Source organism: Pseudonocardia ammonioxydans (genome assembly GCF_900115005.1).
GTDB lineage: Bacteria > Actinomycetota > Actinomycetes > Mycobacteriales > Pseudonocardiaceae > Pseudonocardia > Pseudonocardia ammonioxydans.
The window spans coordinates 168,224-191,531 of record NZ_FOUY01000007.1 but is presented as its reverse complement, the minus strand read 5'-3'; the positions used below and the strand labels follow the sequence as shown (position 1 = coordinate 191,531).

Sequence of the window (23,308 nt, the reverse complement as noted above, 5' to 3'; positions counted from 1 at the left end):
CCCCGCCGGGGGCGGCGGCCGCACGCCCGGGCCGGACGGGCCGTCCGCCCGGGCGGACTGTCTACACTGCGCGCAACACAGCGCAACGCGACAGAGCACGAAGGGCGGAGGGCGACGGTGCGACTCGACCCCACGACGGCCGCGGGGATCGACTCCCCGATCGGCGCGGCGCTGGCACTGGCCGCGCAGCGCGATCCCGCCCGCGACGCCGACCATCCGTTGCTCGACCTCTCCCAGGCGGCGCCGCCGTACCCGCCGGCCCCGGAGGTCGTCGAGCGGCTCGTCGAGGTCGCCCGGGACCCGGCCGCCTCCGGGTACGCCCCGGTGCCCGGGATCGCGCCGCTGCGCCGGGCGATCGCCGAGGAGCTGTGCCGCGACTACGCCGGCGGGATCGCCCCGGACGACGTCGCGGTCACCGCGGGCTGCAACCAGGCCTTCGCCGTCGTCGCCGACGCCCTCGCCGGGCCGGGCGATGAGGTCGTGCTGCCGCTGCCGTACTACTTCAACCACGACATGTGGCTGCGGATGCGCGGGGTCGCACCCGTCTATCTCGAGCCCGACGCGGACCTGGTCCCCCGCGCGGCCGACGCCGAGGCCCTGATCACGCCGCGGACCCGGGCGATCGTGCTGGTCACCCCGGGCAACCCGAGCGGTGTCGTCGTCCCGCCCACCGAGATCGTCGCGTTCGCCGAGCTCGCCCGGCGCCACGACATCGCGCTGATCGTCGACGAGACCTACCGGTCGTTCCGCGACGCCGGCACCGAGCCGCCGCACCCGCTGTTCGCCGACCCCGCCTGGCGGTCCACGCTGGTCAGCCTGCACTCGTACTCGAAGGACCTGGCGCTGCCCGGTCACCGGGTCGGCTCGGTGGTCGCCGCGCCGGAGCTGATCCGCCAGGTGCTCAAGCTGCTGGACTGCGTCGCGATCTGCGCGCCCCGGCTCGGGCAGGAGGCAGCGCTGACCGGGCTGACCCGGGCCCGCGAATGGCGGGACGCCCGGGTCACCGAGATCGCCCGGCGGCGGCAGTGGCTCGGCGCGGCGCTCGCCGAGCGGCCGGGCGGGTTCGAGGTCGTCTCGCTGGGGGCGTTCTTCGCCTGGGTGCGGCACCCGTTCGAGGGGCGCCCGACGCTCGACGTCGTCCGCGACCTGGTCCTCGAGCACGACACCCTGGTCATCCCGGGGACGGCGTTCCTGCCCGACGACCGGCGGATGCTGCGGGTGAGCGTGGGCCGGGTCGACGAGCCGGCGGCCGCGACCCTCGCCGGGCGGCTCGCCGCGGCCGGCCGGCGCGTCACCGCCGGGAGCTGAGCCGCCGCGAGCCGGCCGGTCCCGCCACCGGCCTCCGGGCCGCGTGCGGTGCGCGTGCCCGCGTCAGCCCTCCCGGGCGATCAGGTCCGCCGTCCGGCAGGCGAGCGCGACCAGGGCCAGGGTCGGCCCGACCGACCCCGCCGACGGGAAGACCGCGCTCGAGGCGACGTGCACGTTCGGCGTCCCGTGCACCCGGCAGTCGGGTCCGACGACACCGGTCCGCGGCGACTCGGACATCCGCAGCAGCCCCATCTGGTGGGTGCCGTCGGTCATGTCCATGTCGTGCACCCGCTCGACGTCGGACAGGTCGACGTGCGCCAGCCCGGCCCGCTCCATCTCCTTGCCGATCAGCGTCAGCGAGGTCGCGATCGACTCCCGGTCGCCCGCCGAGACCTTGTAGTCGACGCGCAGCCGGTGCTGGCCGAGCGCGTCCCGGTCGCGGTCCAGGGTGACCCGGTTGGCCGGGTCCGGGGTCTGCTCGGCGTCGAAGCGCAGCCGGCAGTGCTCGGAGTCCAGCGGCATGAACGACGGCACCCGCCGCTCCCCGGTGATCCGCGGCCGGGCCCAGCCGCGGGCGAACCGGGCGACGCGGCGCGGGTCAGACACGACGTTGCGGACGTGCTGCCCGATGCCGGTGGTCCGGGTGTACTCCGCGTGGGTGCCGGCCGTCTTGAACCCGGCGCGGAGCCGGCCCATCCCCCAGTAGGTCAGCGCGAACGTCGACAGCAGCGCGTCGCCGTGGTCGGGGTCCTTCGGGTCGGCGAACCACAGGGCGGCCTTGAGGTTGCCGAGCCGCTGGTCGGCCTGGGCCCGCCCGGACAGCGTCAGCATCCGGCGGGCGTACACGCCGTCGTCGGTCGGCAGGTAGCCCAGCCCCAGCTCGCGCCCGGCCCGGGTGAGCCGCAGCCGGCCGACCTCGCCGACCGGGTGGGTCATGTAGTGTCGGCCGACCTGGCCGTACTCGTCGCCGATGCCCGCGCCCATCCCGGTGCCGCCGTACCCGTCGGAGGCCAGCAGCAGCCGGGTCGACTCCAGGCCACCCGCGGCGATCACGAAGTGCTTCGCCCGGACCCGCACGTCCAGGCCCGGCCGCGGGACGACGACGGCCTCGGTCACCGCCCCGGACACCGGGTCGCGTTCCAGCCGGGCCACGGTCGCGTGCAGGAACAGCCGGATGCGCCCGGCCTCGGCCATCGCCTCCACCCGCGGGGCGAACGACGTCGGCGGGCTCCAGCGCCACAGGTCGTCCCAGCGCAGCGCCTCGGAGGACACCCCGGCCGGGGTCGCCGGGAAGCCCGAGGCGGCGGCGGAGTACTCGCAGGCCCCGGCGTCGAGGTGCCGCTGCGCGACCGCGTACCAGCGGCGCAGCTCGTCGTGGGCGATGGGCCAGGCGGTGCCGGGCATCCAGTCGCGGTCGGCGAAGTCGACGTCGTCGAGCGGGGCGCACCGCCCGCCCCACACGAGCGAGGTCCCGCCGAGGCGCTTCTGCCGGACGGCGTCGACCGGATCGTGCGCGCCGCGCCCGGTGACCCCCCGGTAGGTGTCGCGCGCGGTGCGGCCGAGGCCGGGGCCCCCGCCCTCCAGGACGACGACGCGCAGGCCGCGGTCGGCCAGTTCCGCGGCCACGGCCGCGCCGGCCGGGCCACTCCCGATCACGCAGACCTCGGCCTCGAACCAGGAACCGGGAAGCGCTCGCCGGGTGTCGATGAGCATCGGCGCGGATCCTTCCGAAATGTGACGCGGTGACGCGGTGTCGTCATCGGTGTCCCTCGGGGGTGGAACGTACCGGTATGACGATCGGTACCGTTGTGTCCGGTTCCGTGTCCGGTTCGCCCGGTCTACACGAACCGCTGTCGGTGTCGTTCGTTGTGGTCGCCCGTCCCGGGAACCCCGGTGCGCCGGGCGGGGAGGACAAGTATGGGGCTCGCCGCGATGGCGACGACCGCGCGGGGTATGGCCGCGACCGTCCGGGTGCTCGGACGCGGGGAGCTGGGCCGGTTCACCGGGGGTGACCGCTCGGAGGTCGGCCCGCTTCGAGACCGAGCTCGCCGGCTACGTCGGCGCCCGGCACGCGCTGGCTGTGAACAGCGGCACCAGCGCGCTGGTCGCCGCGCTCGTCGGGGCCGGCGTCGGCCCGGGCGACGAGGTCCTGGTCCCCGCCTACACGTGGGTGTCGACCGCGGCCGCGGCGCTCGCCGTCGGCGCCGTTCCGGTGCTGGTCGAGATCGACGGGTCGCTGACGATGGACCCGGCCGACCTCGCCGAGCGGATCACCCCGCGCAGCCGGGCGGTGCTGCCGGTCCACATGGGCAACCACGTCGCCGACATGGACCGGATCATGGAGGTGGCCGCCGCGCACGACCTCGTGGTGATCGAGGACGCCTGTCAGGCGATCGGGGCGACCTACCGTGGCCGGCAGGTGGGCTCGATCGGGCACGCCGGCTGCTTCAGCTTCAACCAGCACAAGAACATCCGCGCCGGTGAGGGCGGCGCCCTGGTCACCGGCGACACCGCGCTGTTCGACCGGGCGGCGATGTACCACGACGTCGGCAGCTACGAGCGGCCCGGTTTCCGCGGCGCCGACACCGACCTGATCGTCGGGGTGAACCTGCGGATGCCGGAGCTCTCCGCGGCCGTGCTGCGCCCGCAGCTGGCCCGCCTCGACGCCCAGATCGCCCGCCGCCACCGGCACCGCGGGATCATGCTGGAGGCACTGGCCGCGCGGGTCGGGCGGGACCTGGCCCCGGTGCCGCACCAGGACCCGGCGCGGGCCGCCGGGCTGGCGGTCGGGTTCGGCTCCGCGCAGGCCGCGGTCTGCTTCGCCGCGGGGCGGGGCGTGCACCGGCTGGCCGACTCCGGGCGCCACGTCTACACCAACTGGCGTTCGCTGCAGGCCCGCAACCCGCTGCACCCGGCCCGGGACCCGTACGCGGCGGTGGACCGCGAGGTCGACCACGGTCCGGACGCCTGCCCGCGGACCCTGGAGATCCTGGCCCGGACCTGCGCGATCGACCTGGCCCCGGAGCTGCTGACCCCGGCGTTCCGGCTGCTGGCCCGGCGCACGGCAGCGCGCCCCGGGGCGGCCCAGCCCGGGGCGGCTCAGCCCGGTGTGGCTCGGCCCGGGGCGGTTCAGCCCGGGGTGAGTCAGCCCGGGGTGTCCGGACTGCGTGGTGCCGGCACCGCCTGCACGTGACCGTCCCGCTCGACGGTGCCGGTGATCGTCAGCGGCACCTCGCGGGCGAAGCCCGGGCCACCGGTGACGAAGGTGTGGAACTCCCCGTTCTCCCCGCACGGGTCGACCGCGGCGGGGAGCTCGGCCAGGAACGCGGCGTCGAACGGCCTGCCCACCAGGCCGGCCGGGACCCGGGCCGGGTCCACGGCGACGACGACGGCGCGCAGCCCGGCGTCGATCGTCTCCGCGGCCAGCTCCGCGGTGTCGCGTCCCCACAGCGGGAAGTACCCGGCGATCCCGGTGCCCTCCAGCACCGCCTCGCGGAACGCCCGCACGTCGGCGAGCGCGATGTCGCCGCCGACCAGCCGGCTCACCCCGTCGGCGCCGGCGAGGCCCGCCCGCACGTGCGCGAGGTACTCCTCGTTCGAACACGGGACCGGCAGCGTCACGGTGTGCAACGGCAGTCCGAGCGCGTCGGCCTGCGCCGCGACCAGCGCGTGCGGCACGCCGTGCACCGGGATCCCGGGCGTCCCGGCGCCGGTCGCGGTCTGCGTGCTGAGCAGCCCGGTCACCCGCAGCCCCGCCGCCCGCGCGGCGACCAGCGCCGCCGCCGCGTCCTTGCCCCCGGACCAGCTCACCCAGACGTCGTCCACGGCCCGGACGGTAGCCCGCGGCCGGCCCGTCACCACGACGCCCGGCCCGGACTCCCCGGGCAGGTTCCGCCGTCAGGGCGCCCCGGGGCCGGCTCCGCCGTGGGTGGAACGGCGCAACCTCCGGTGAGTGGGACGGCGGAACCACCGCTGTCCGGACAGTCGATGCCCCGCGCACACCCCGGTCCCGGCCCGCGGAACGGCAGGTGGGCGCGGTCCGCGGCACCGCGCGGGGCGGCTACCGTGGGTGCCGTGTCCGAACGTCACGACGATGCCGCGGTGACGGCATGGGCGCTGGCCGCCGGGGCCGGTGACCAGGCCGCGCTGGCGTCGTTCGTGCGCGCGACACAGGCCGACGTGCACCGCTTCCTGGTGCACCTCAACGGCCCGGCCGAGGCCGAGGACCTCGCCCAGGAGACCTACCTGCGGGCACTGCGCACCCTGCCGGCGTTCGCGGCGCGCTCGAGCGCGCGCACCTGGCTGCTGTCGATCGCGCGGCGGGTGGCCGCCGACGCGGTCCGCACCGCGGTGCGCCGGCCGCGGATCCGGGACCTGGGCGAGGACACCCAGGAGGTGCTGGAGCGCGCGGCGCCGCGCAGCCGCGCGCAGGAGGCGGTACTGCTGCGTGCGCTGATCGACGACCTCGCCCCGGACCGTCGTGAGGCGTTCGTGCTGACCCAGGTGCTGGACCTGGGCTACGCCGAGGCCGCCGACGTCTGCGGGTGCCCGATCGGCACGATCCGCTCGCGGGTCGCGCGGGCCCGCGAGGACCTGATCCGCGCGCTCGGCGCCGACAGCGGGCCCGCCGCGGGGCGGGCCGTCCGCTCCGCGCAGTACTGATCCCGCCCCCACCGCGGCCCGGACGGCGCGCCGGGAGGCGATCGACGTGACCGCCGTCCCACCCGGGAACCGGGCGGGCCTCCCGGACGACCAACCCGACAGTCACCCGTCCGCCCCTCGCTTCCCGAACGACTCCCTCGCGCCCCGAACGACCGAGGAGACCCCCGTGATCTCGTCCGCGCCGCTCGCCTGGACACTCACCGCCCTGTTCACCCTCACCGGCTGTTACGCGCTGGTCCGCTGGTCGACGGCGGTGTCCGCCGGGCGACCGGCGGCGCACCGCACCGCGGAGCTGGCACACCTGGTGATGAGCGTGGCCATGGTCGTCATGACGTGGACCTGGTTCGGCACCACCGGGCTGACGGTGCAGATCGCGCTGTTCGCGGTGTTCGGCGGGTTCTTCGTCGTCACCGCGGTGCGCGGGATCCACTGCGGCTACCCCGGGCGTCTCGCCGGTGCCGCGCACGCGCTGATGGCCGCGGCGATGGTCTGGATGCTGGCCGCGATGCCTCTGATCATGCCGATGGCGGTGTCCGCCTCCGACGGCGGGCACGGGGCCCACGGCGGGCACGAGGGGCACGGCGGTTCGGGCGGGGCCGACCACGCGATGCACGCCGGTCAGGCGGGCTGGGCGGTCGCGGTGACCGTCGTGCTGTGCGGGGTGCTGCTGGTCGCGGCCGGGTTCTGGGCGGTGCGGGCGGTGAGCGGCGGCGGACGCGCGGGGGACCCGTTCGCCCCCGACGACCCGGGCACCGGAGCCGCCGCGGCCACCGGTTCCGGGGAGCCCAGCGGTTCCGGCGGGCTCGCCCCCGGGACGCAGGACGCCGACGACGCGTCCACCCGGATCGCGCACACCGGAGCCGCCCGGGCCTCCGGTGCCGCGGCGACCGCCCTCGCGGAGGAGCCCGTCCCGGCGGAGGGCCGGGCCACCCCGGCCGGCGGTCAGGCCGACCGGGCGGATGCCCCGGTGGCGCCCGCGGACCGGCCGGTGGCCCCCGCCACCCCGCGGCTCGGGGCCCGCGAGGACGCCGGCTGTCACGCGATCATGAGCCTCGGCATGGTGCTGATGCTCGCCGCGATGGTGGCGGGCTGGTGAGCACCGGCCTGACCACCCGCCCCGGCACACCGGTCCCGCCGCCGCGGGGCGCCGGGACCTTCCGCGGGCTGAAGCCGCTGATCACCCGCATCCACTTCTACGCCGGGCTGTTCGTGGGGCCGTTCCTGCTCGTCGCGGCCGTCACCGGCCTGCTGTACACGCTCGCCCCGACACTCGAGCGCTGGGTGCACGCCGACGCCCTGCAGGTCCCGGTGACCGGACCGGCGGCACCGCTGTCCGAGCAGGTCGGGGCGGCGGTCGCGACCCAGCCGGGGCTGCCGGTCGCCGAGGTCCGGCCGTCCGCGGAACCCGGGGGCACCACCCGGGTGTCGTTCGACGCCGGGCTCCCGGAGAGCTACCACCGGACCGTGTTCGTCGACCCCTACACCGCCGAGCCGCGGACCATCCTGGACACCTACGCCGAGTGGCTCCCGGTGCGCGGGGTGATCGACAACCTGCACCGGTCGCTGCTGCTCGGCCCGCCGGGCCAGGTCTACTCGGAGCTGGCGGCGTCCTGGCTGGCGGTGCTGGCGGTGTCCGGTCTGGTCGTCCAGCTCACCCGGCGGGTCCGGGCGCGCCGCGAACGCCTCCTGCCCCGCACGGACGGTTCGTCCCGGGCCCGGCTGCGGTCCTGGCACGGGGCCGTCGGCGTCTGGGCCTCGGTCGGGCTGCTGTTCCTGGCCACGACCGGGCTGACCTGGTCGCAGTTCGCGGGGGCGAACGTGGGCGCGTTGCGCTCGGCACTGGACTGGACGACGCCGTCGGTGGCCACCGCGCTGCCGGCCGCCGGGGGTGACGCGGCGCCGGCCACCGGCGGCCCCGCCGACCCGGCGACCGGTGACACCGCCGGCCCGGCGACCGGTGACACCGCCGGCCCGGCGACCGGTGACACCGCCGGCCCGGCGACCGATGGCACCGCCGGACCGGCGACCGGTGACACAGCCGCCGGCACCGCGGAGCGGGTGCTCGCCGCGGCCCGCGCCGACGGGCTCGACGGCCCGGTGGAGATCACCCCGGGTGACCCCGGTGAGGCCTGGACGGTCGCGCAGACCGTGCGCAGCTGGCCCTCGCAGCAGGACTCGGTCGCGGTCGACCCGGCGACGGGTGTGATCACCGACCGGCTCGCCTTCGACGACTGGCCGGTCGCGGCGAAGCTGGCCCGGTGGGGCATCGACGCCCACATGGGCCTGCTGTTCGGCACCGTCAACCTGGTCGCGCTGGCCGCGCTCGCGTCCGCGGTGATCGTGCTCGTGGTGTGGGGCTACCGGATGTGGTGGCTGCGGCGCCCGCCGCTGCCCGGGGGGCACCGCGCCGTCGCCGGCCCGCCCGGGTCCCGGCAACGGCCGGCACCCGCGGCGGTGGGGGTGGTCGCACTGACCGCTGTGCTCGCCGGACTGGTGCTGCCGGTGCTCGGGGTCTCGCTGCTGGCCTTCCTGCTGCTGGACGCGGCGCTGTCCGGTGCCCGGTCCCGGCCCCCCGCACCGAGGGCGCGTCGGGCGGAGGACGCCGGGACCGGGTAGACCCGGGGGACGACACCCCCGTCCCCCGCGAAGGAGCCGCTCCCGTGTTCTCGTCCGCACCCGCGCCCTGGACGACCGCCGACATCCCGCCCCAGCACGGTCGCACCGTGATCGTCACGGGGGCGACCAGCGGCCTCGGGTACGAGACCGCCCGCATGCTGGTGGAGGCCGGTGCCCGCGTCGTGCTGGCGGTGCGCGACACCGCCCGGGGCGACGCCGTCGCCGCCGAGCTGGGCGGCGCGGCGAGCGTGGCCCACCTGGACCTGGCCGACCTCACCTCGGTGCGCGCGTTCGCCGCCGGGGTCGAGGGGCCGGTCGACGTCCTGGTCAACAACGCCGGCCTGATGGCGGTCCCGCAGGGCCGCACCGCCGACGGCTTCGAGACCCAGCTCGGCGTGAACTTCCTCGGCCACTTCGCGCTGACCGGGCTGCTGCTCGACCGGATCACCGACCGGGTCGTCACGCTCTCCAGCGTGGCGCACCGGATCGGCCGCATCGACCTCGACGACCTGAACACCGACCGTCGCCGCTACGAGCGCTGGACCGCCTACGGGCAGTCCAAGCTGGCCTGCCTGATGTTCGCCTACGACCTGCAGCACCGGTTCGTCGCGGCCGGGTCGCGGCTGCGGTCGATGGCCGCGCACCCCGGCTACGCGGCGACGAACCTGCAGTCGCGCACCGAGTCGTTCCAGGACGCGCTGATGGGCGTGCTCAACCGGACGATCGCCCAGTCCGGCACGGCCGGTGCCCTGCCGACCCTCTACGCGGCCACCGTCGCGGACCTGCCGGGCGGCACCTACGTCGGACCGGGCGGCATCGGCGAGATGCGCGGGGCCCCGCGACCGGTCGGCTCGACGGCCGCCTCGCACGACCGGCGCGTCCAGCGGGGCCTGTGGGAGCGCGCCGAGGAGCTCACCGGGGTCACGGTCCCGCTGTAACCCCGCGCCCTGCGGGACCGCAGATTCCCGGACGCGTTGCCCCGCGGGCGATGAGATCCCGCGCCGGCACCGGTCCACCCCTGCACGAGGCGACGTGAGGGAGGTCCGCATGAGCGGGGTACGGGTACTCGTCGGGACGCGCAAGGGTGTGTTCGTGCTGACCGCGGACGGCACACGCCGGGACTGGGAGGTGACCGGGCCGCTGTTCGGCGGCTGGGGGGCGTACCACGTGACGGGCTCGCCGGCCGATCCCGACCGGATCTGGGCGGCGCTGTCGCTGGGCTGGTTCGGCCAGCAGGTCCAGCGCTCCGACGACGGCGGGCGCAGCTGGGAGGCGGTCGGCAACGACTTCGGCTACGCCGGGGTCCCCGGCACCCACCAGTGGTACGACGGCACGCCACACCCCTGGGAGTTCACCCGGGTCTGGCACCTGCGGCCGTCCGCGACCGACCCGGACGACGTGCTCGCCGGGGTCGAGGACGCCGCGCTGTTCCGCTCCACCGACGGCGGCACGAGCTGGTCGGAGGTCCGCGGGCTGCGCGAGCACGGCTCCGGCCCGCACTGGCAGCCGGGCGCGGGCGGGATGTGCCTGCACACGATCTGCCCCGACCCGCGCGACACCGACGCGATGCTCGTCGCGATCTCCGCGGCCGGGGTGTTCCGCACCGGCGACGGCGGCGCGACCTGGCAGGCGTCCAACAGCGGGCTGCTCAGCGAGGGCATCGCCGACCCGGACGCCGAGGTGGGCCACTGCGTGCACAAGCTCGCCCGGCACCCGGCCCGGCCGGACACCGTCTACATGCAGAAGCACTGGGACGTCATGCGTTCCGACGACGGCGGCTCACACTGGTACGACATCGGCGAGGGGCTGCCCAGCGACTTCGGTTTCGTCGTGGACGTGCACGCGCACGAGCCGGACACCGTCTACGTCGTCCCGATCACCAGCGACGCCGAGCACTACCCGCCCGAGGGCCGGTTGCGGGTCTACCGCAGCCGCTCCGGCGGGAAGGACTGGGAACCGCTGAGCACCGGGCTGCCGCAGGAGCACTGCTACGTCGACGTGCTGCGCGACGCGATGGCGGTCGACCGGCTCGACGAGTGCGGGGTCTACGTCGGCACCACCGGCGGGCAGGTCTACGCCTCCCCCGACGCCGGGGACACCTGGGCACCGATCGTGCGCGACCTGCCGGCCGTGCTGTCGCTGGAGGTGCAGACGCTGTGAGCACCCGGTGCACGGTCCGGGTCGTGCTGCCCGCCCAGCTGCGCAGGCTGGCCCGGGTCGACGGCGAGCTCCGCCTCGACGTCGCCGGGCCGCCGGTCCGGCTCGACGCGGTGCTCGACGCCCTCGAGCACCGCCATCCCGTGCTGTGCGGGGCGATCCGCGACCGGGACACCGGGGCCCGCCGGGCGTTCGTGCGCTTCTTCGCCTGTGAGGAGGACCTCTCGCACTCCGCGGCCGGGACCGAGCTGCCGCCCGCCGTCGCCCGGGGTGACGAGCCGTTGCTCGTGGTGGGGGCGATGGCGGGCGGCTGACCGTCCGGCGGCGGGGCGGGCGGCCGGTGCCTACAGCTTCGCGGTGCGGCTGAAACCCTCCGGGATGATCAGGTCGTCGCGGGTCAGCTCGTGGATGGAGTTCTTGCCCAGCCCGAGCAGTGCCTCGTCGATGCCCTTGTAGAGGATCGACAGCACGTTGGTGACCCCGCGCTCGCCCTGCGCGCCCATGCCCCACAGGTAGGCCCGGCCGATCAGGCAGGCGCGGGCGCCGAGGGCGAGCGCCTTCACGACGTCGGCGCCACGGCGCACGCCCCCGTCCATCACGATCTCGACCTGCTCGCCGACGGCGTCGACGACGGCCGGCAGCGCCCGGATCGCCGCCGGGGTGCCGTCGAGGTTGTTGCCGCCGTGGTTGGACACCGAGATCGCGGTGGCACCGGCGTCGACGGCGCGCCGGGCGTCGTCCGGGTGCATGATCCCCTTGACCATGAACGGCCCGCCCCACTGCTCGCGCAGCCAGGCGATGTCGTCCCAGGTCGGCAGCGGGCTGGTCCACCAGATGCCGTAGGCGCCGAAGAACGTCGGCGCGTCCCCGCCGCCCGGCGGGGTCATGTTCGGGACCGTGAGGTCGGGCAGCGCGCCCGAGCGCACCCAGTCCAGCAGGTAGCGCGGCTTGGTCACGACCTCGGGGGCGAACTGCATCATCGCCTTGAGGTCCATCTTCTCCGGGATGGGCGGGCTGCCCCAGTCCCGGCGGGTCGCGAAGGTCCAGTCCAGGGTGACGATCAGGCCCTTGGCACCGGCCTCCTTCGCCCGCATGGCACGGGCCAGGATGTCCTCCCGGGAACCGGCCCAGTACACCTGGAAGAAGACCTTGTCGTTCACCGCGCAGACGTCCTCGACCGACCGGGACGCGAACGACGAGAGCCCCATCCCGGTCGAGACCGTCTGCTCGGGGTTCAGCGGGTTCTGGATGTTGGAGCTGGCGGCGGCCCGCGCGACGGCGACCTCGCCCTCGGGGTCGACGGCCTGCACCCCGGTCGGGGAGATCAGCACCGGCAGGTCGATCTGCTGGCCCAGCACCGTCGTGGACTGGTCGCGCTGCGGCGGCAGGTCCGCGATGTGCGGCCGGAACCCGATCTCGTCGAACGCGGCCACGTTGTCCGACAGCGTGATGCCCTGTTCGGCGCCGCCCACCAGCGCGTAGTAGACCGACTTCGGCAGCCGCCTGCGCGCCCGCCGCTGCGCCTCCGCGACGCTCTCGAACCAGTCCTTCGTGCTCGCCATTCCTGCCCCTTCGCAGTCGGTCGCGGTGCTCACTCGCGGGTCGGGAGTGCCATCCCGGCACGACGTGGCGTCGTGCCGTGCCGTCGCCACGTGCTGTTGCCACGTGCTGTCGTCGCCGGTGCTGTCGCCACGTGACGTTCCCACGTGACGCTGCCACGTGGCGGACTTCACGGCAGGCTAGCGTTTCGGCACCGAGTGCCACAATGCGGTGGGGGCCACGCCCGCCCGATCGGGCGGGGGCGCCCCCTCCACCCGGCCGGTCCGGACGTGCCACCCGTCCGCGTCACGACACGCGACCGTGACGCCGACCGGCGCCCGGAGCGGGCCGCCGACCCGGCATCCCCCGAGCAGCCGCACGCCGCTCTCACCCTGCGCCACGGCGCCCACCCCGACGGCCCACCCCGGATCGTGCGAGCCTGCGCGGAGGCCCGGCCGTCGGTGACGCTCCGCAGCCTCGATACGGTGTGCCGGCAGTCACCGGTCAGCGGGCGGTGTGCCCGCGGCAAGGAGGAGCCGTGTACAGCCACGCGCGCGGTGGACACGCTTCCGGCGCGACGCCGGTCGTCACCGGCTCGACCGGCCCGGCCGGATACGGGGCGCAACCCGGCTACGGAGCGGGCAACCACCGGCCGATCGGCCTGCCGGGCCAGGCCCGCGCGCCCGAGCCCCCGCAGCCCTCACCGGCCCCGGCCGGGTCATCACTGACCGTGCTCGCGGTCGACGACGAGGAACCGGCACTGCTCGAGCTCGCCCACCTGCTCGGTGAGGACCCGCGGGTCGACACCGTGCTCACCGCACCGGACGCCACCGAGGCGCTGCGCATCCTGCACGGCTCACAGGCCGACGCGTCCACCCCGGCCGTCGACGTGGTGTTCCTCGACATCCGGATGCCCGGGCTCGACGGACTGGAACTCGCCCGGGTGCTCAACGCGATGGCCGCCCCGCCGCCGGTCGTGTTCGTGACCGCGCACGACGACCGCGCCGTCGACGCCTACGAGGTCGGCGCCGTCGACTACCTCCTCAAGCCGCTGCGCAGCGAGCGCCTGGCCGGATCGCTGGACCGCACCGTCGCGCTGCGCGCCGCGCGCCCGGCCGAGCCCGGCCACCCGCCCGCCGGGGCACCGGCGACCCCACCCGCTCCCGCCGGGCGCCGCAGCGCGCCGGCCGCCGTCGCCGACGACGAGGTCGTCCCGGTCGAACTGGCCGGCACGACCAAGCTGATCCCGCGCTCGTCGATCCGGTTCGTCGAGGCGCAGGGCGACTACGCCCGGCTGCACACCACCGACGGCAGCCACCTCGTGCGGATCCCGGTCTCGGTGCTCGAGGACCGCTGGGGCGATGCCGGGTTCGTCCGGATCCACCGTGCGTACCTGGTGGCGCTCCCGTTGATCACCGAGCTGCGGATGGCGGGCTCCGGCTACGTCGTGCGGCTCGGCAACGGCCCGAACGCCGTCGAGCTGCCGGTCAGCCGCCGGCACACCGCGGGCCTGAAGCGGATCCTGCGCGGGCGCCCGCCGCGTCCACAGCGCGGCCCGGAGGACGGTCCGGACGGGCCGATCCTGCCGCGGTGACCCTGCGGCACGCCGTCGACACGTTCTGCACAGCCCGGGCGGCCCCGATCACCTAACCTGGTGACCGGTGTCTCTCCACGGTGTACCCCAGTCGTCCACGCCCCGTCACCGACTCCTCCGCCGCGTACGACCCGGCGCGCTGCTCGCCGCGCTCGTCGCCGCCTGTGCGCTCCTCGCCGGATGCTCGGCCGGCCCGGCCGCCGACGCGGCTCCCCCGCCGGATCCGGCCCCGGCCCCGGCCGCCGATCCCGCTGTGCCGGCCGTGCCCGAACTCCCGGGCGGTGGCACCGAGGTGTTCCCCGGACGCCGGATCGCTGCGCTGTACGGCCACCCCGGCACCCCGGCGATGGGGGTGCTCGGCGAGCAGGACCTGCCCCGGTCGATCGCCCGGGCCCACGACCTCGCGGCCGACTTCCAGCCGCTCGTGCCCGAGCCGGTGGTACCGGGATTCGAGATCATCACGACCGTCGCCGACAGCGCGCCCGGCCCGGACGGTGACTACTCCGCCGAGATGAGCGTCGAGGAGCTGCGCCCGTGGGTCGAGGAGGCGGGCCGGGCCGGCGTGTACGTCGTGCTGGACCTGCAGCCGGGGCGGGCGAGCTTCCCCGACCAGGCGAAGCGCTACGCCGAGCTGCTGACCCTCCCGCACGTCGGTCTGGCGCTGGATCCGGAGTGGCGGCTGGCGGACGGGCAGCGGCACGGCGTCCAGGTGGGTTCGGTGGACGCGGCCGAGGTGAACGCGACGGCAGACTGGCTGGCCGGGCTGGTGCGGGAGCGGGGGCTGCCGCAGAAGGTGTTCCTGCTGCACCAGTTCCGCGTCGCGATGATCACCGATCGGCAGCACCTCGTCACCACGCACCCGGAGCTCGCGACCGTGTTGCACGCCGACGGTTTCGGCACCCCGCAGGAGAAGTTCGAGACCTGGAACGCCCTCCACTCCGCGCCGCGCCCGCAGGGCCTGTGGTGGGGCTGGAAGAACTTCCTCGACGAGGACTCGCCGATGTTCACCCCTCGCCGGACCTACGACGTCCGCCCGGAATCCCCCGTCTTCGTCTCGTATCAGTGACGGCTATGTCCGGCCTGTCCGAAGCCCCCACCCGGGTGGGTGGGCGGCCACCGAGATCGTGATCACGGCAAGTACTCTCGGGAGGCCCGCGCGCCGGAGCCGTCGCCGGATGCCCGTGCCGCGGTCGCCGAGCCCGGCACGGTGGACCCGGTATCGGCCAGTCGACCTGTGAAGGGGGTGCCCGGGATGGACGACCGACCCCGTGAGGGCACCCACCCGGACGACGAACCCCAGCGCCCCGAGCGCCCGCGGGACGGGCGCCGCCCCCGCCGCGACGACCGCCCGCACCTGCGCGCGGACTGCCGCGGCGAGCAGGACGGCGGTGCCCCGGGGCCCCCGTCCGGCCCGCCGCCCGCAGCACCGGGTGGCGCTGCACCGAACACGCCGCCGCCCGGCGGGGGACGCCCGCCCGCCGGTCAGGATCCGCGGGGCGACCGCCCGGCGGGCGCCGGCCCCGGCCGGCCCGCGGCCGGTGGTCCCGGCAGGCCCTCGGCAGCATCGGGCCCCGAGCAGCGCCCCGGTCCCCCGCCGCCCGCCTCCCGGCCGCCCGGGGCGCCGGCTCCGGGAACGCCGCAGGACGCCCGGCGACCGGCCGCGCCGCCACCGTCCGCCCCGCCGGCGGGCCCGCCAGACCCCGGGGCGCCCCGGTCCGGCCCGGCGCCGTCGGGCCCGCCCCGGTCGGGGACACCCCGGTCGGGGTCCCAGCAGCCGGGGACGCCGCAGTCGGAGGCCCCCCAGCCGGGAGCCCAGCAGTCGGGAGCCCAGCACCCGGAGACACCGCGATCGGGAGCCCAGCAGCCCGGCCCGCCCGGCCGGCACGGGGCCCGTCGCGGACCCGCACACCCCGACGACCGCGAGCAGCCCGGCGAGGACCGTGGCGGCCCCTGGCTGCGCCGCCGCGACCGCGAGGCCGCGGCCGAGGCCGAGCGCGCCGCCGCCTGGTCCGGACGCACCTCCCGTACGAGCGGCGGGCACAGCGACAGCCGGCCCACCGACATCCGGTCGATCGGCGCGTCCCGCCGCGGGATCGGCGAGACGATGCGGGCCGGTCGGCCGGACACGGCCGCCGAGCACCGGCGCCACCGCGCCACCGAGCCGGACGCTCCGCCGGAGGAACGCGACCGCGCGGCGCGGCTGAGCGGTGAGCTCCCGGTCGTCCCGCACCGGCCCGGGGGACCCCCCGGAGGCGCGGACCCGGCCCCCGGAACGCCGGGCGCAGCTCCCGGACGCCCGGGTGCCGTACCCGGCCCGCCCGGGCCCGCCGGTGGGCCGCCCCCCGGAACCTCGGGCCCGGCCGCCCGTCCGGACCACCGGCCCGCCGCACCGGGTGACCGGCCCCGCGGGGCCGGCGCACCGCCGGAGGGCCCCCGCGGCCCGGCCGCGCCACCGGAGGGCTCCCGCGGTCCGTCCGCAGCACCGGAGGGCGCCCGCGGCCCGGCTGCACGACCCGATGGCTCCCGCGGCCCGGCCGTGCCACCCGACGGCTCCCGCGGCCCCGGCATGCCGCCGGAGGGCTCCCGCGGGCCCGCCGCACCAGCCGACGGTTCCCGCGGCCCCGGCGTACCACCGGCCCCCTCCCGCGGACCGGGCACGCCCCCGGACGGGCCCCGCGGCACCCGCGAGCGGCCGGACCGCACCGGCCGGGGCGCGGCAGCCGGTGCTGCCGGTGCCGCGGCCGCAGCCGCCGGCGCGGCGGCCACCGCTGCCGGTGCCCCGCCCGCGGCGGGACGCGCCCCGGGCGAACCGGGCACCCCCGCACGCCCCGGGAACGCCACTCCCGGCCCGGCAGGCGCCGGCCCACCACCCCCCGGCGGGCCCGCCCGCCCCGGGGACGCCGCACCGGGCCCCGAGGACCCGCACGCCGCACGACCCGGCGAGCGCTCCCCGCGTGCCGCGGCCGCGCCGGGCGCCCCCGACCGTGCGGCCCCGGGCGAGCGCCGGCCCTCCGGTGCCGCGCCCGCACGTCCCGGCCGACCCGCGCCCGCCCGGCCACCCCGCGCCCCCGGGGTGCGGGCGGCAGCCGCCGCGGACGGCGCGGACGCGCCGACCACCGTGGTCGGACCGGACGGCGGCTCCCCCGCCGGGGACCGGAGCAGCAGCCCGGCCGCGCGCCGGAGCAGTGGCACGGGCACAGCGAAGCGGCGCCCGTCGGACACCGCCCGGGCCGGTCTCGGTGCGGCGCTCGGCCTCACGGCCGCGTCCACGGTGCTGCCCGGGTCCGGCCACCTGGCCCTGCGCCGCCGGCGCACCGGCGGCCTGATCCTTGGCACGCTCGTCGCGATCATCGGTGGGCTCGCGCTGCTGGTGCTGCTCACCCGTCGCTCGACCCTGCTGCAGAACCTGCTGTCCACGACCACGCTGACCGTCATCGCGGGCACGCTCGTGCTCGGTGGCATCGGCTGGATCGCCCAGATCGCGCGGACCTACGCCCTCGCGAGACCGCGGACCATGCCGCTCGGCAAGAAGATCGTCGGTACCGGGACCGCGGCACTGCTGTGTCTCACCGTCGCCGTGCCGTTCGGCTACGGCGTCGAGCTGCTGAACTCCCAGCGCGGCCTGCTCAACTCGCTGTTCCAGGGCGGCGGGATGTCCGCGGCCGAGGCGCTCGGCAAACCCCGCCTCAACGTGCTGCTGCTCGGCAGCGACGCCGGCGACGACCGCACCGGCACGCGGACCGACACGATGATGGTCGCGAGCATCGACACCAACTCCGGCCGGACCACGCTGTTCAGCCTTCCCCGCAACATCCAGCGGGCCGAGTTCCCACCCGGGTCACCGGCCGCCGAGGAGTTCCCGGACGGCTTCCACGACTCCTCCGGATCCTCCGGGGACTACCTGCTCAACGGCGTCTACGCCTACGGGGAGCAGCACCCGCAGATCGCGCCGCCGGGACCGACGGCGTTCTCCGGGATCAACCTGCTGCAGTCGACGATCTCGTACATGACCGGCCTCCCGATCGACTACTACCTCGAGGTCAACATGGCCGGGTTCTCGTCGATGATCGACGCGGTCGGCGGCGTCACGCTGAACGTCGGCCCGGAGCCGATCCCGGTCGGTGGGGTCACCGCGTTCGGCCGCCACACCACGCCGGACTACTACATCCCGCCCGGCGTCCAGACCCTCAACGGCGAGGACGCGCTCTGGTTCGCGCGCTCCCGCCGCGACGGCACCGACTACCAGCGGATGGGCCGGCAACGCTGCCTGATCCAGGCGGTGGTGACCGAGACCAGCGCGACCGAGCTGATCACCCGGTTCCAGAGCATCGCCGCGGTCACCCGGGAGAACGTCGCCACCGACATGCCGCAGCAGGTGCTGCCGTCGATGGCCGTGCTGGCCGACGAGGGCTTCCAGCTGGAGAGCGTCGCCTTCGACCCGTCGCTGCCGGACCCGAACTCGTCCACCGGGTTCTTCGTCACCGCCGATCCGGACGTCGAGTACATGCAGGAGGTCGTGCGCAACGCGATCGCCGACCCGCCGCCCCCGCCGGACCCGGCGCTCGCCGCCCCGGTACCGGCACCGCCCGAGCCGTCTCCGTCGGAGTCCCCGTCATCGGAGACAGGGTCGCCGGATCCAGGGTCGTCGGGGGCAGGGGCGAGCGCGTCCCCGGACTCCGGATCGGGTTCGGGCTCGACCGAGCCGGACCCGGCCGCGGCCGCCCCGCAGTCCGTCGCCGACGCGTGCGCGACCGGTGGCGCCGCCGATGTCCCGGCCGACGAGGAGGAGGGCGGCGGGACCGGCTCGTCCACCGGCGGCTCGTCCTCCAGCTCGAGCACGTCCAGCTCGTCCACCAGCAGCTCGTCGACCGGCAGCTCGACGACCGCGAACGGCCTCGGCCCCGTGCCGGGCCTGCGCCGCGAGGACGGCTGAGCGACGCCCCGGGGCCGGGACGATCAGGCCTCGGCGAACGCGCCCAGCACCCGGTCCGCGCGCACGCCCGCGAAGTGCTTCTGCCAGATCTCGTAGTAGAGGAACTCCTCGTCGCTGCGCAGCGCCCAGGAGCCGTCCGGGTGCTCGGGCACGGCCCGGGCACCACCCGGGAGGCGGGCCGCCTCGGCCTTGTCCGCGGCCAGCGCGGCGAGCACGGTCCCGGCCCCGGAACCGTCGCCGAACTGCTCCTTGCCCCGCCACAGCAGGTCCTCGGGCAGCCACCCCTCGAACGCCTCGCGCAGGATCGCCTTCTCCGGGCGGCCGTCCACGCGCTGCTTCCACTCGGCGGGCAGCGACAGCGCGGTCCGCACCAGGCCGGAGTCCAGGAACGGCTCGCGGGCCTCCAGACCGAAGTTCATCGTCGTGCGGTCACAGCGCTGCAGGTTGAGGTGGTGCAGCTGCTCGAGCGAGCGGACCAGCTCGGCGTGCAGGGCCTCCGGCTCGGCGAACTCCTCGCCGTGCAGGTAGGAGTAGCCGGCGAACAGCTCGTCGGCGCCCTCCCCGGTGAGCACGACCTTGACCTTCTTCGCCGCTTCGCGGGCCAGGATCAGGTTCGGCACCGAGCTGCGCACCAGCGCCGGGTCGTAGTGCTCGATGACCTCGACGGCGTGGTCGAGCGCCTCGCCGATGTCCTCGGCGGTCACGATGATCTCGTGGTGGTCCGACCCGATGTGCGCGGCGACCTTGCGGGCCGCGATCAGGTCCCCGGACTCCTCGGTGCCCACGGCGAAGGTCGGCAGCTGCTCGCCCCGGGAGCGGGCCTCCTGGGCGGCGATCGCCGCGACCAGCGCCGAGTCCAGGCCGCCGGAGAGGAACACGCCGACGCCGACGTCGGACATCATCCGGCGGCGCACCGCGGTGATGACGGCCTCCCGGACCCGCGACAGGTCGGCGTCGTCCCAGCCGGGGCGGATCGCCCGCCGGGCCGGCCGGACCTCGACCGGGACCGCCTCGGCGTAGCGGACCAGGCCGGAGGCCGGGCTCCACAGGCAGCCGGGCGGGAAGGACTCGACGAAGGGCCGATCCTCGGGGTCGAACGCCCGCAGCTCGCTCGCGAACAGCACCGTCGCCTCGGGGTCGGGCGCGGAGTAGGGCACCGAGTCGTCGGCCCCGTCGGCGAGGTCGGCCGGGGGCAGCCAGTACAGCGGCTTGACGCCGAACGGGTCCCGGGCGACCAGTCCCGAACCGTCCTCCCGTCCCATCGCGACGGCGAACATGCCGTTCAGCGACGCGACCGCGACCTGCCCGTCCCACATGACCGCGTGCAGCGCCGCCTCGGTGTCGGACTTGGTGCGCACGGTGCCGTCCGGGAACGCCTTGCTGATCCGCTCGTGGTTGTAGATCTCGCCGTTCGCGACGATCCACGTCGTCCCGGCGGCGTCGGACATCGGCTGGTGCCCGCCGCTGACATCCATGATGGACAGACGCTGGTGGCCGAGCCAGGCGTTCCCGACGGCCTGCACCCCGGTGTCGTCCGGCCCGCGGTGCGCCAGCCTGGCGAGCATCCGCTCGTACTTGTCGGTGTCTTCCGGTGCCCCTGCCGATGTCCCGCCGAACGCGGCCACGATCCCGCACATGGTGACCATCGTCCCACGTCCGGGTGGGTCCGCGCCCGGCTTGTGCTTGATCGACGTGTGAGTTCGGACTCTGAAAGGCATTTCCGGGCCCGTCGGGTTTGCCCCCGCCCCCGGCGGTCAATACGGTCGAGGGCACCGGCCGGAACGGCCGTCGTCGGCCGCCCACCTGACTGCCGTCGTCGAGGACCATCCCGGCCGTGCAGCAGCGCGGCGACCCCGCGCCAGGACCCACCGACGAGGGGCGGACTCAGGTGAGCACGGCAGCGCACGACGACCGTACGGGCCGGCACAAGGTCGTGATCGTCGGCGGCGGATTCGGCGGCGTCCAGGCCGCCAAGGCGCTCAGTGGGGCGGACGTCGACGTCACCATCGTCGACCGCACGAACCACCATCTCTTCCAGCCGCTGCTCTACCAGGTGGCGACCGGCATCCTCTCCCCCGGCCTCATCGCCCCGGCACTGCGCCGGGTGCTGAAGAAGCAGCGCAACGTCCGGACCCTGCTCGCCGAGGTCGGCGACATCGACCTCGACGCCAAGATCGTGCACGCGGCCGCCCCGGACGGGAAGCACATCGACCTGGCCTACGACACCCTCGTCGTGGCCGCCGGCGCCACGCACGCCTACTTCGGGCACCCGGAGTGGGCCGAGCACGCCCCCGGGATGAAGTCCATCGAGGACGCCCGGCTGCTGCGTTCGCGCATCCTCGGCGCCTACGAGCTGGCCGAGGTCGCCGAGGACCCGGCCGAGCAGCAGGCCTGGATGACGTTCGTCGTCGTCGGCGCCGGCCCGACCGGGGTCGAGCTGGCCGGGCAGCTCTCCGAGCTCGCCCGCCACGTGCTCCCCCGCGAGTACCGGGCGATCGACACCCGCAAGGCGCGGATCATCCTGCTCGACGCCGCGCCGGCCGTGCTGCCGCCGTTCGCGAAGAAGCTGCAGAAGTACACGAAGAAGACCCTCGAGGAGAAGGGCATCGAGGTCCGCCTGAACACGATGGCGACCGACATGGATGCCGACTCCATCACCGTCAAGAGCCCGCACGGCCTGGAGCGGATCACCGCCCGCACCAAGGTGTGGGCGGCGGGTGTCCAGGCCTCCCCGCTGGCCGAGCTGCTGGGCAAGGCCTCCGGCGGCGAGGTGGACCGGGCCGGGCGCCTGGCCGTCGACCCGGACCTCAGCCTGCCGGAACGGCGCGACGTGTTCGCGATCGGCGACATGGTCTCGACCATCGACCGGCTCCCCGGCGTCGCGCAGGTCGCGATGCAGCAGGGCACCTACGTGGGCAAGCTGATCAAGGCCCGGGCGAAGGGCGACGACACCACGCCGGCGCCGTTCAAGTACTTCGACAAGGGCTCGATGGCCACCATCGGCGCCCGCGAGGCCGTCGCCGACGTCCGCGGCGTCAAGTTCACCGGCTGGCTCGGTTACGTCATGTGGTGCTACGTCCACATGATGTTCCTGATCGGCTGGGGCAACCGGCTGGGCACGCTGTTCAACTGGGTCCGCTCGCTGCGCTACGCCCGTTACCGCGGACACCGCCTGATCAGCGTCACCGCCTCGTACGACATGTCGGAGAACGCGCACGACGACGAGTCGTCGGTGGTCTCGGCGCACCCGGACGAGAACGTCGAGCACCGCGGCGCCCTCGACCCGCGCACGGCGCCCGGTACCCCGGCACCACCGCAGGACAGCCCCGCCGCCTCGGCCTGAGGCTCCGCGCCCGCCTGTCCGGAGAACGCGCCCGGGTAGCCGACCGGCCACCCGGGCGCGCGCCCGTTCGGAGATCGTGCCCGGCCGTGGCAGCGTGTACCGCGTGACCCCGGCGATGCAGACGTTGATGCGCGACATCGCGCGGCTCTGGGACGGTGCCGTCACCGGCCTCTACGGCGCCGGCGACGTCGGCCCGGTGGTCGCCGCGCTGGCCGACGACGTCGTGTGGACCGAGCTGCCGACGGGTGCCGGCGGCTCCGGGCGCGACGCCGTCGTCTCGCACCTCACGGAGGTGGCCGCGAACCTGCCGGGCGGGCTCACCCGGACCCGCCTTTCCCGCACGCTCGACGTGCGCCGGGTCGTCGACGAGGTCCGCTTCGGCTTCGTGCACGACCGCCCGCTGCCGTGGCTGCTGCCCGGTACGGCACCGACCGGACAGCGCACGGAGCTGCTGGCGGTGCAGCTGGTGCGGGTCCGGCAGGGCCGGATCGACGAGGTGCGCACGCTGTGGGACGTCGCGGGGGCGCGCACGGTCCCGGCGGAACCGGTGACCGGCCCCACTGCACGCCCCTGACCTGCGACGACAGGTTCGACGCGCGGTGGTGCGATGGGCGGTGGTCCGGTTGCGCCGAGCAGTCCCGATCGGGCCCCGATCCGGGGACGACACGCCCCGTGGAGGGGGTTCCCGCAGGTCGCAGGGGGGACTCTGGGAGTCTGTACCGCGATCCGCGATACTCATCCGCCCCGAAACGGGGTGCGTGGAACCGAGAGGAGGCGTCAGCGATGGCCCTGCCCACCCTGACCCCGGAACAGCGTGCCGAGGCGCTCAAGAAGGCGGCGGCCGCGCGCACCGCCCGCAAGGAGCTCCGCGACAAGATCGCCAGCGGCGAGGAGACCATCCCCGCGGTGCTGGGGCGTGCGAAGTCCGACCAGATCGTCGGGAAGACCAAGGTCGCCGACCTGCTCAAGAGCGTCCCGGGCTGGGGCCCGGCCAAGGTCTCGAAGGTGATGGAGAAGGCCGGCATCGACGCGTCGCGCCGGGCCGCCGGTCTCGGCGACCGTCAGCGCCAGGCGCTCATCGACGAGGTCGGCTGAGCGCAGCGTGCGGAGCGACCCTCGGCATGCGCGCAGCGTGCGGAGCGAACCTCGACACTGA

Annotated in this window: 18 protein-coding genes; 14 read left to right on the top strand and 4 right to left on the bottom strand. The window is 75.7% G+C overall.

Annotation, left to right across the window (positions count from 1 at the left end):
• Positions 1-117 precede the first annotated feature (117 nt).
• Positions 118-1,308: an aminotransferase gene (locus BM093_RS09720; protein WP_245773419.1), complete on the top strand. Its 1,191-nt coding sequence runs from the start codon at positions 118-120 to the stop codon at positions 1,306-1,308.
• Between the two features lie 63 nt (positions 1,309-1,371).
• Here the strand turns inward: BM093_RS09720 and BM093_RS09715 are convergent, their stop codons facing one another.
• Positions 1,372-3,021: an FAD-dependent oxidoreductase gene (locus tag BM093_RS09715; protein ID WP_093340515.1), complete on the bottom strand. Its 1,650-nt coding sequence runs from the start codon at positions 3,019-3,021 to the stop codon at positions 1,372-1,374.
• A 295-nt stretch (positions 3,022-3,316) separates the two neighbouring features.
• Here BM093_RS09715 and BM093_RS09710 point away from each other — a divergent pair, with 295 nt between their 5' ends.
• Positions 3,317-4,501: a DegT/DnrJ/EryC1/StrS family aminotransferase gene (locus BM093_RS09710; protein WP_177238362.1), complete on the top strand. Its 1,185-nt coding sequence runs from the start codon at positions 3,317-3,319 to the stop codon at positions 4,499-4,501.
• On the opposite strand, the gene BM093_RS09705 is transcribed toward BM093_RS09710, so the two are convergent.
• Positions 4,453-5,133 carry a Dph6-related ATP pyrophosphatase gene (locus tag BM093_RS09705; RefSeq protein WP_218162720.1) on the bottom strand — a complete coding sequence of 227 codons (681 nt, stop codon included), beginning with the start codon at positions 5,131-5,133 and terminating at the stop codon, positions 4,453-4,455. The genes BM093_RS09710 and BM093_RS09705 overlap by 49 nt on opposite strands.
• 249 nt (positions 5,134-5,382) lie before the next feature.
• On the opposite strand from BM093_RS09705, the gene BM093_RS09700 reads away from it, so the two are divergent.
• From BM093_RS09700 to BM093_RS09675, 6 genes are all read left to right on the top strand, one after another.
• A complete protein-coding gene (locus BM093_RS09700; RefSeq protein ID WP_245773418.1) occupies positions 5,383-5,970 on the top strand; it encodes a sigma-70 family RNA polymerase sigma factor in 588 nt (195 codons plus the stop codon).
• Between the two features lie 166 nt (positions 5,971-6,136).
• On the top strand, positions 6,137-7,066 hold the full coding sequence (locus tag BM093_RS09695) for a DUF5134 domain-containing protein (RefSeq protein ID WP_177238361.1): 930 nt from the start codon (positions 6,137-6,139) through the stop codon (positions 7,064-7,066).
• Positions 7,063-8,586, top strand: a complete 1,524-nt coding sequence (locus BM093_RS09690; RefSeq protein ID WP_245773417.1) for a PepSY-associated TM helix domain-containing protein — start codon at positions 7,063-7,065, stop codon at positions 8,584-8,586. Before BM093_RS09695 ends, BM093_RS09690 begins: the two co-directional genes overlap by 4 nt.
• Positions 8,587-8,630: 44 nt before the next feature.
• Positions 8,631-9,524 (top strand): oxidoreductase, encoded by an 894-nt coding sequence (locus BM093_RS09685; protein WP_093340506.1) that lies wholly within the window; start codon positions 8,631-8,633, stop codon positions 9,522-9,524.
• Positions 9,525-9,633: 109 nt separating this feature from the next.
• A complete protein-coding gene (locus BM093_RS09680) occupies positions 9,634-10,746 on the top strand; it encodes a WD40/YVTN/BNR-like repeat-containing protein (RefSeq protein ID WP_093340504.1) in 1,113 nt (370 codons plus the stop codon).
• A complete protein-coding gene (locus BM093_RS09675; RefSeq protein ID WP_093340502.1) occupies positions 10,743-11,057 on the top strand; it encodes a MoaD/ThiS family protein in 315 nt (104 codons plus the stop codon). The genes BM093_RS09680 and BM093_RS09675 overlap by 4 nt, the downstream gene beginning before the upstream one ends.
• 30 nt (positions 11,058-11,087) lie before the next feature.
• Here BM093_RS09675 and mftD read toward each other — a convergent pair whose 3' ends face one another.
• Positions 11,088-12,305, bottom strand: coding sequence for a pre-mycofactocin synthase MftD (gene mftD / locus BM093_RS09670; RefSeq protein WP_093340499.1), 1,218 nt, complete (start codon positions 12,303-12,305; stop codon positions 11,088-11,090).
• A gap of 701 nt (positions 12,306-13,006) precedes the next feature.
• On the opposite strand from mftD, the gene BM093_RS09660 reads away from it, so the two are divergent.
• The 3 genes from BM093_RS09660 (at position 13,007) to BM093_RS09650 (ending at position 18,809) form a co-directional block, all read left to right on the top strand.
• The gene (locus BM093_RS09660; protein WP_218162726.1) at positions 13,007-13,876 is read left to right on the top strand and encodes a LytR/AlgR family response regulator transcription factor; all 870 of its coding nucleotides are present in this window, start codon (positions 13,007-13,009) and stop codon (positions 13,874-13,876) included.
• A gap of 262 nt (positions 13,877-14,138) precedes the next feature.
• The gene (locus BM093_RS09655) at positions 14,139-14,942 is read left to right on the top strand and encodes a hypothetical protein (protein ID WP_245773416.1); all 804 of its coding nucleotides are present in this window, start codon (positions 14,139-14,141) and stop codon (positions 14,940-14,942) included.
• Between the two features lie 2,007 nt (positions 14,943-16,949).
• The gene (locus BM093_RS09650; RefSeq protein ID WP_177238360.1) at positions 16,950-18,809 is read left to right on the top strand and encodes an LCP family protein; all 1,860 of its coding nucleotides are present in this window, start codon (positions 16,950-16,952) and stop codon (positions 18,807-18,809) included.
• 23 nt (positions 18,810-18,832) lie between these two features.
• Here BM093_RS09650 and BM093_RS09645 read toward each other — a convergent pair whose 3' ends face one another.
• The gene (locus BM093_RS09645; RefSeq protein ID WP_245773415.1) at positions 18,833-20,455 is read right to left on the bottom strand and encodes an asparagine synthase-related protein; all 1,623 of its coding nucleotides are present in this window, start codon (positions 20,453-20,455) and stop codon (positions 18,833-18,835) included.
• Between the two features lie 242 nt (positions 20,456-20,697).
• Between BM093_RS09645 and BM093_RS09640 the strand changes: the two genes are divergently transcribed.
• From BM093_RS09640 to mihF, 3 genes are all read left to right on the top strand, one after another.
• Entirely contained in the window at positions 20,698-22,152 is a 1,455-nt protein-coding gene (locus tag BM093_RS09640; RefSeq protein ID WP_093340493.1) for an NAD(P)/FAD-dependent oxidoreductase, read from the top strand.
• Positions 22,153-22,255: 103 nt separating this feature from the next.
• Positions 22,256-22,726, top strand: coding sequence for a nuclear transport factor 2 family protein (locus BM093_RS09635; protein WP_143105318.1), 471 nt, complete (start codon positions 22,256-22,258; stop codon positions 22,724-22,726).
• Between the two features lie 209 nt (positions 22,727-22,935).
• Positions 22,936-23,247, top strand: a complete 312-nt coding sequence (mihF, locus tag BM093_RS09630) for an integration host factor, actinobacterial type (RefSeq protein WP_093340489.1) — start codon at positions 22,936-22,938, stop codon at positions 23,245-23,247.
• The last annotated feature ends 61 nt before the right edge of the window (positions 23,248-23,308 follow it).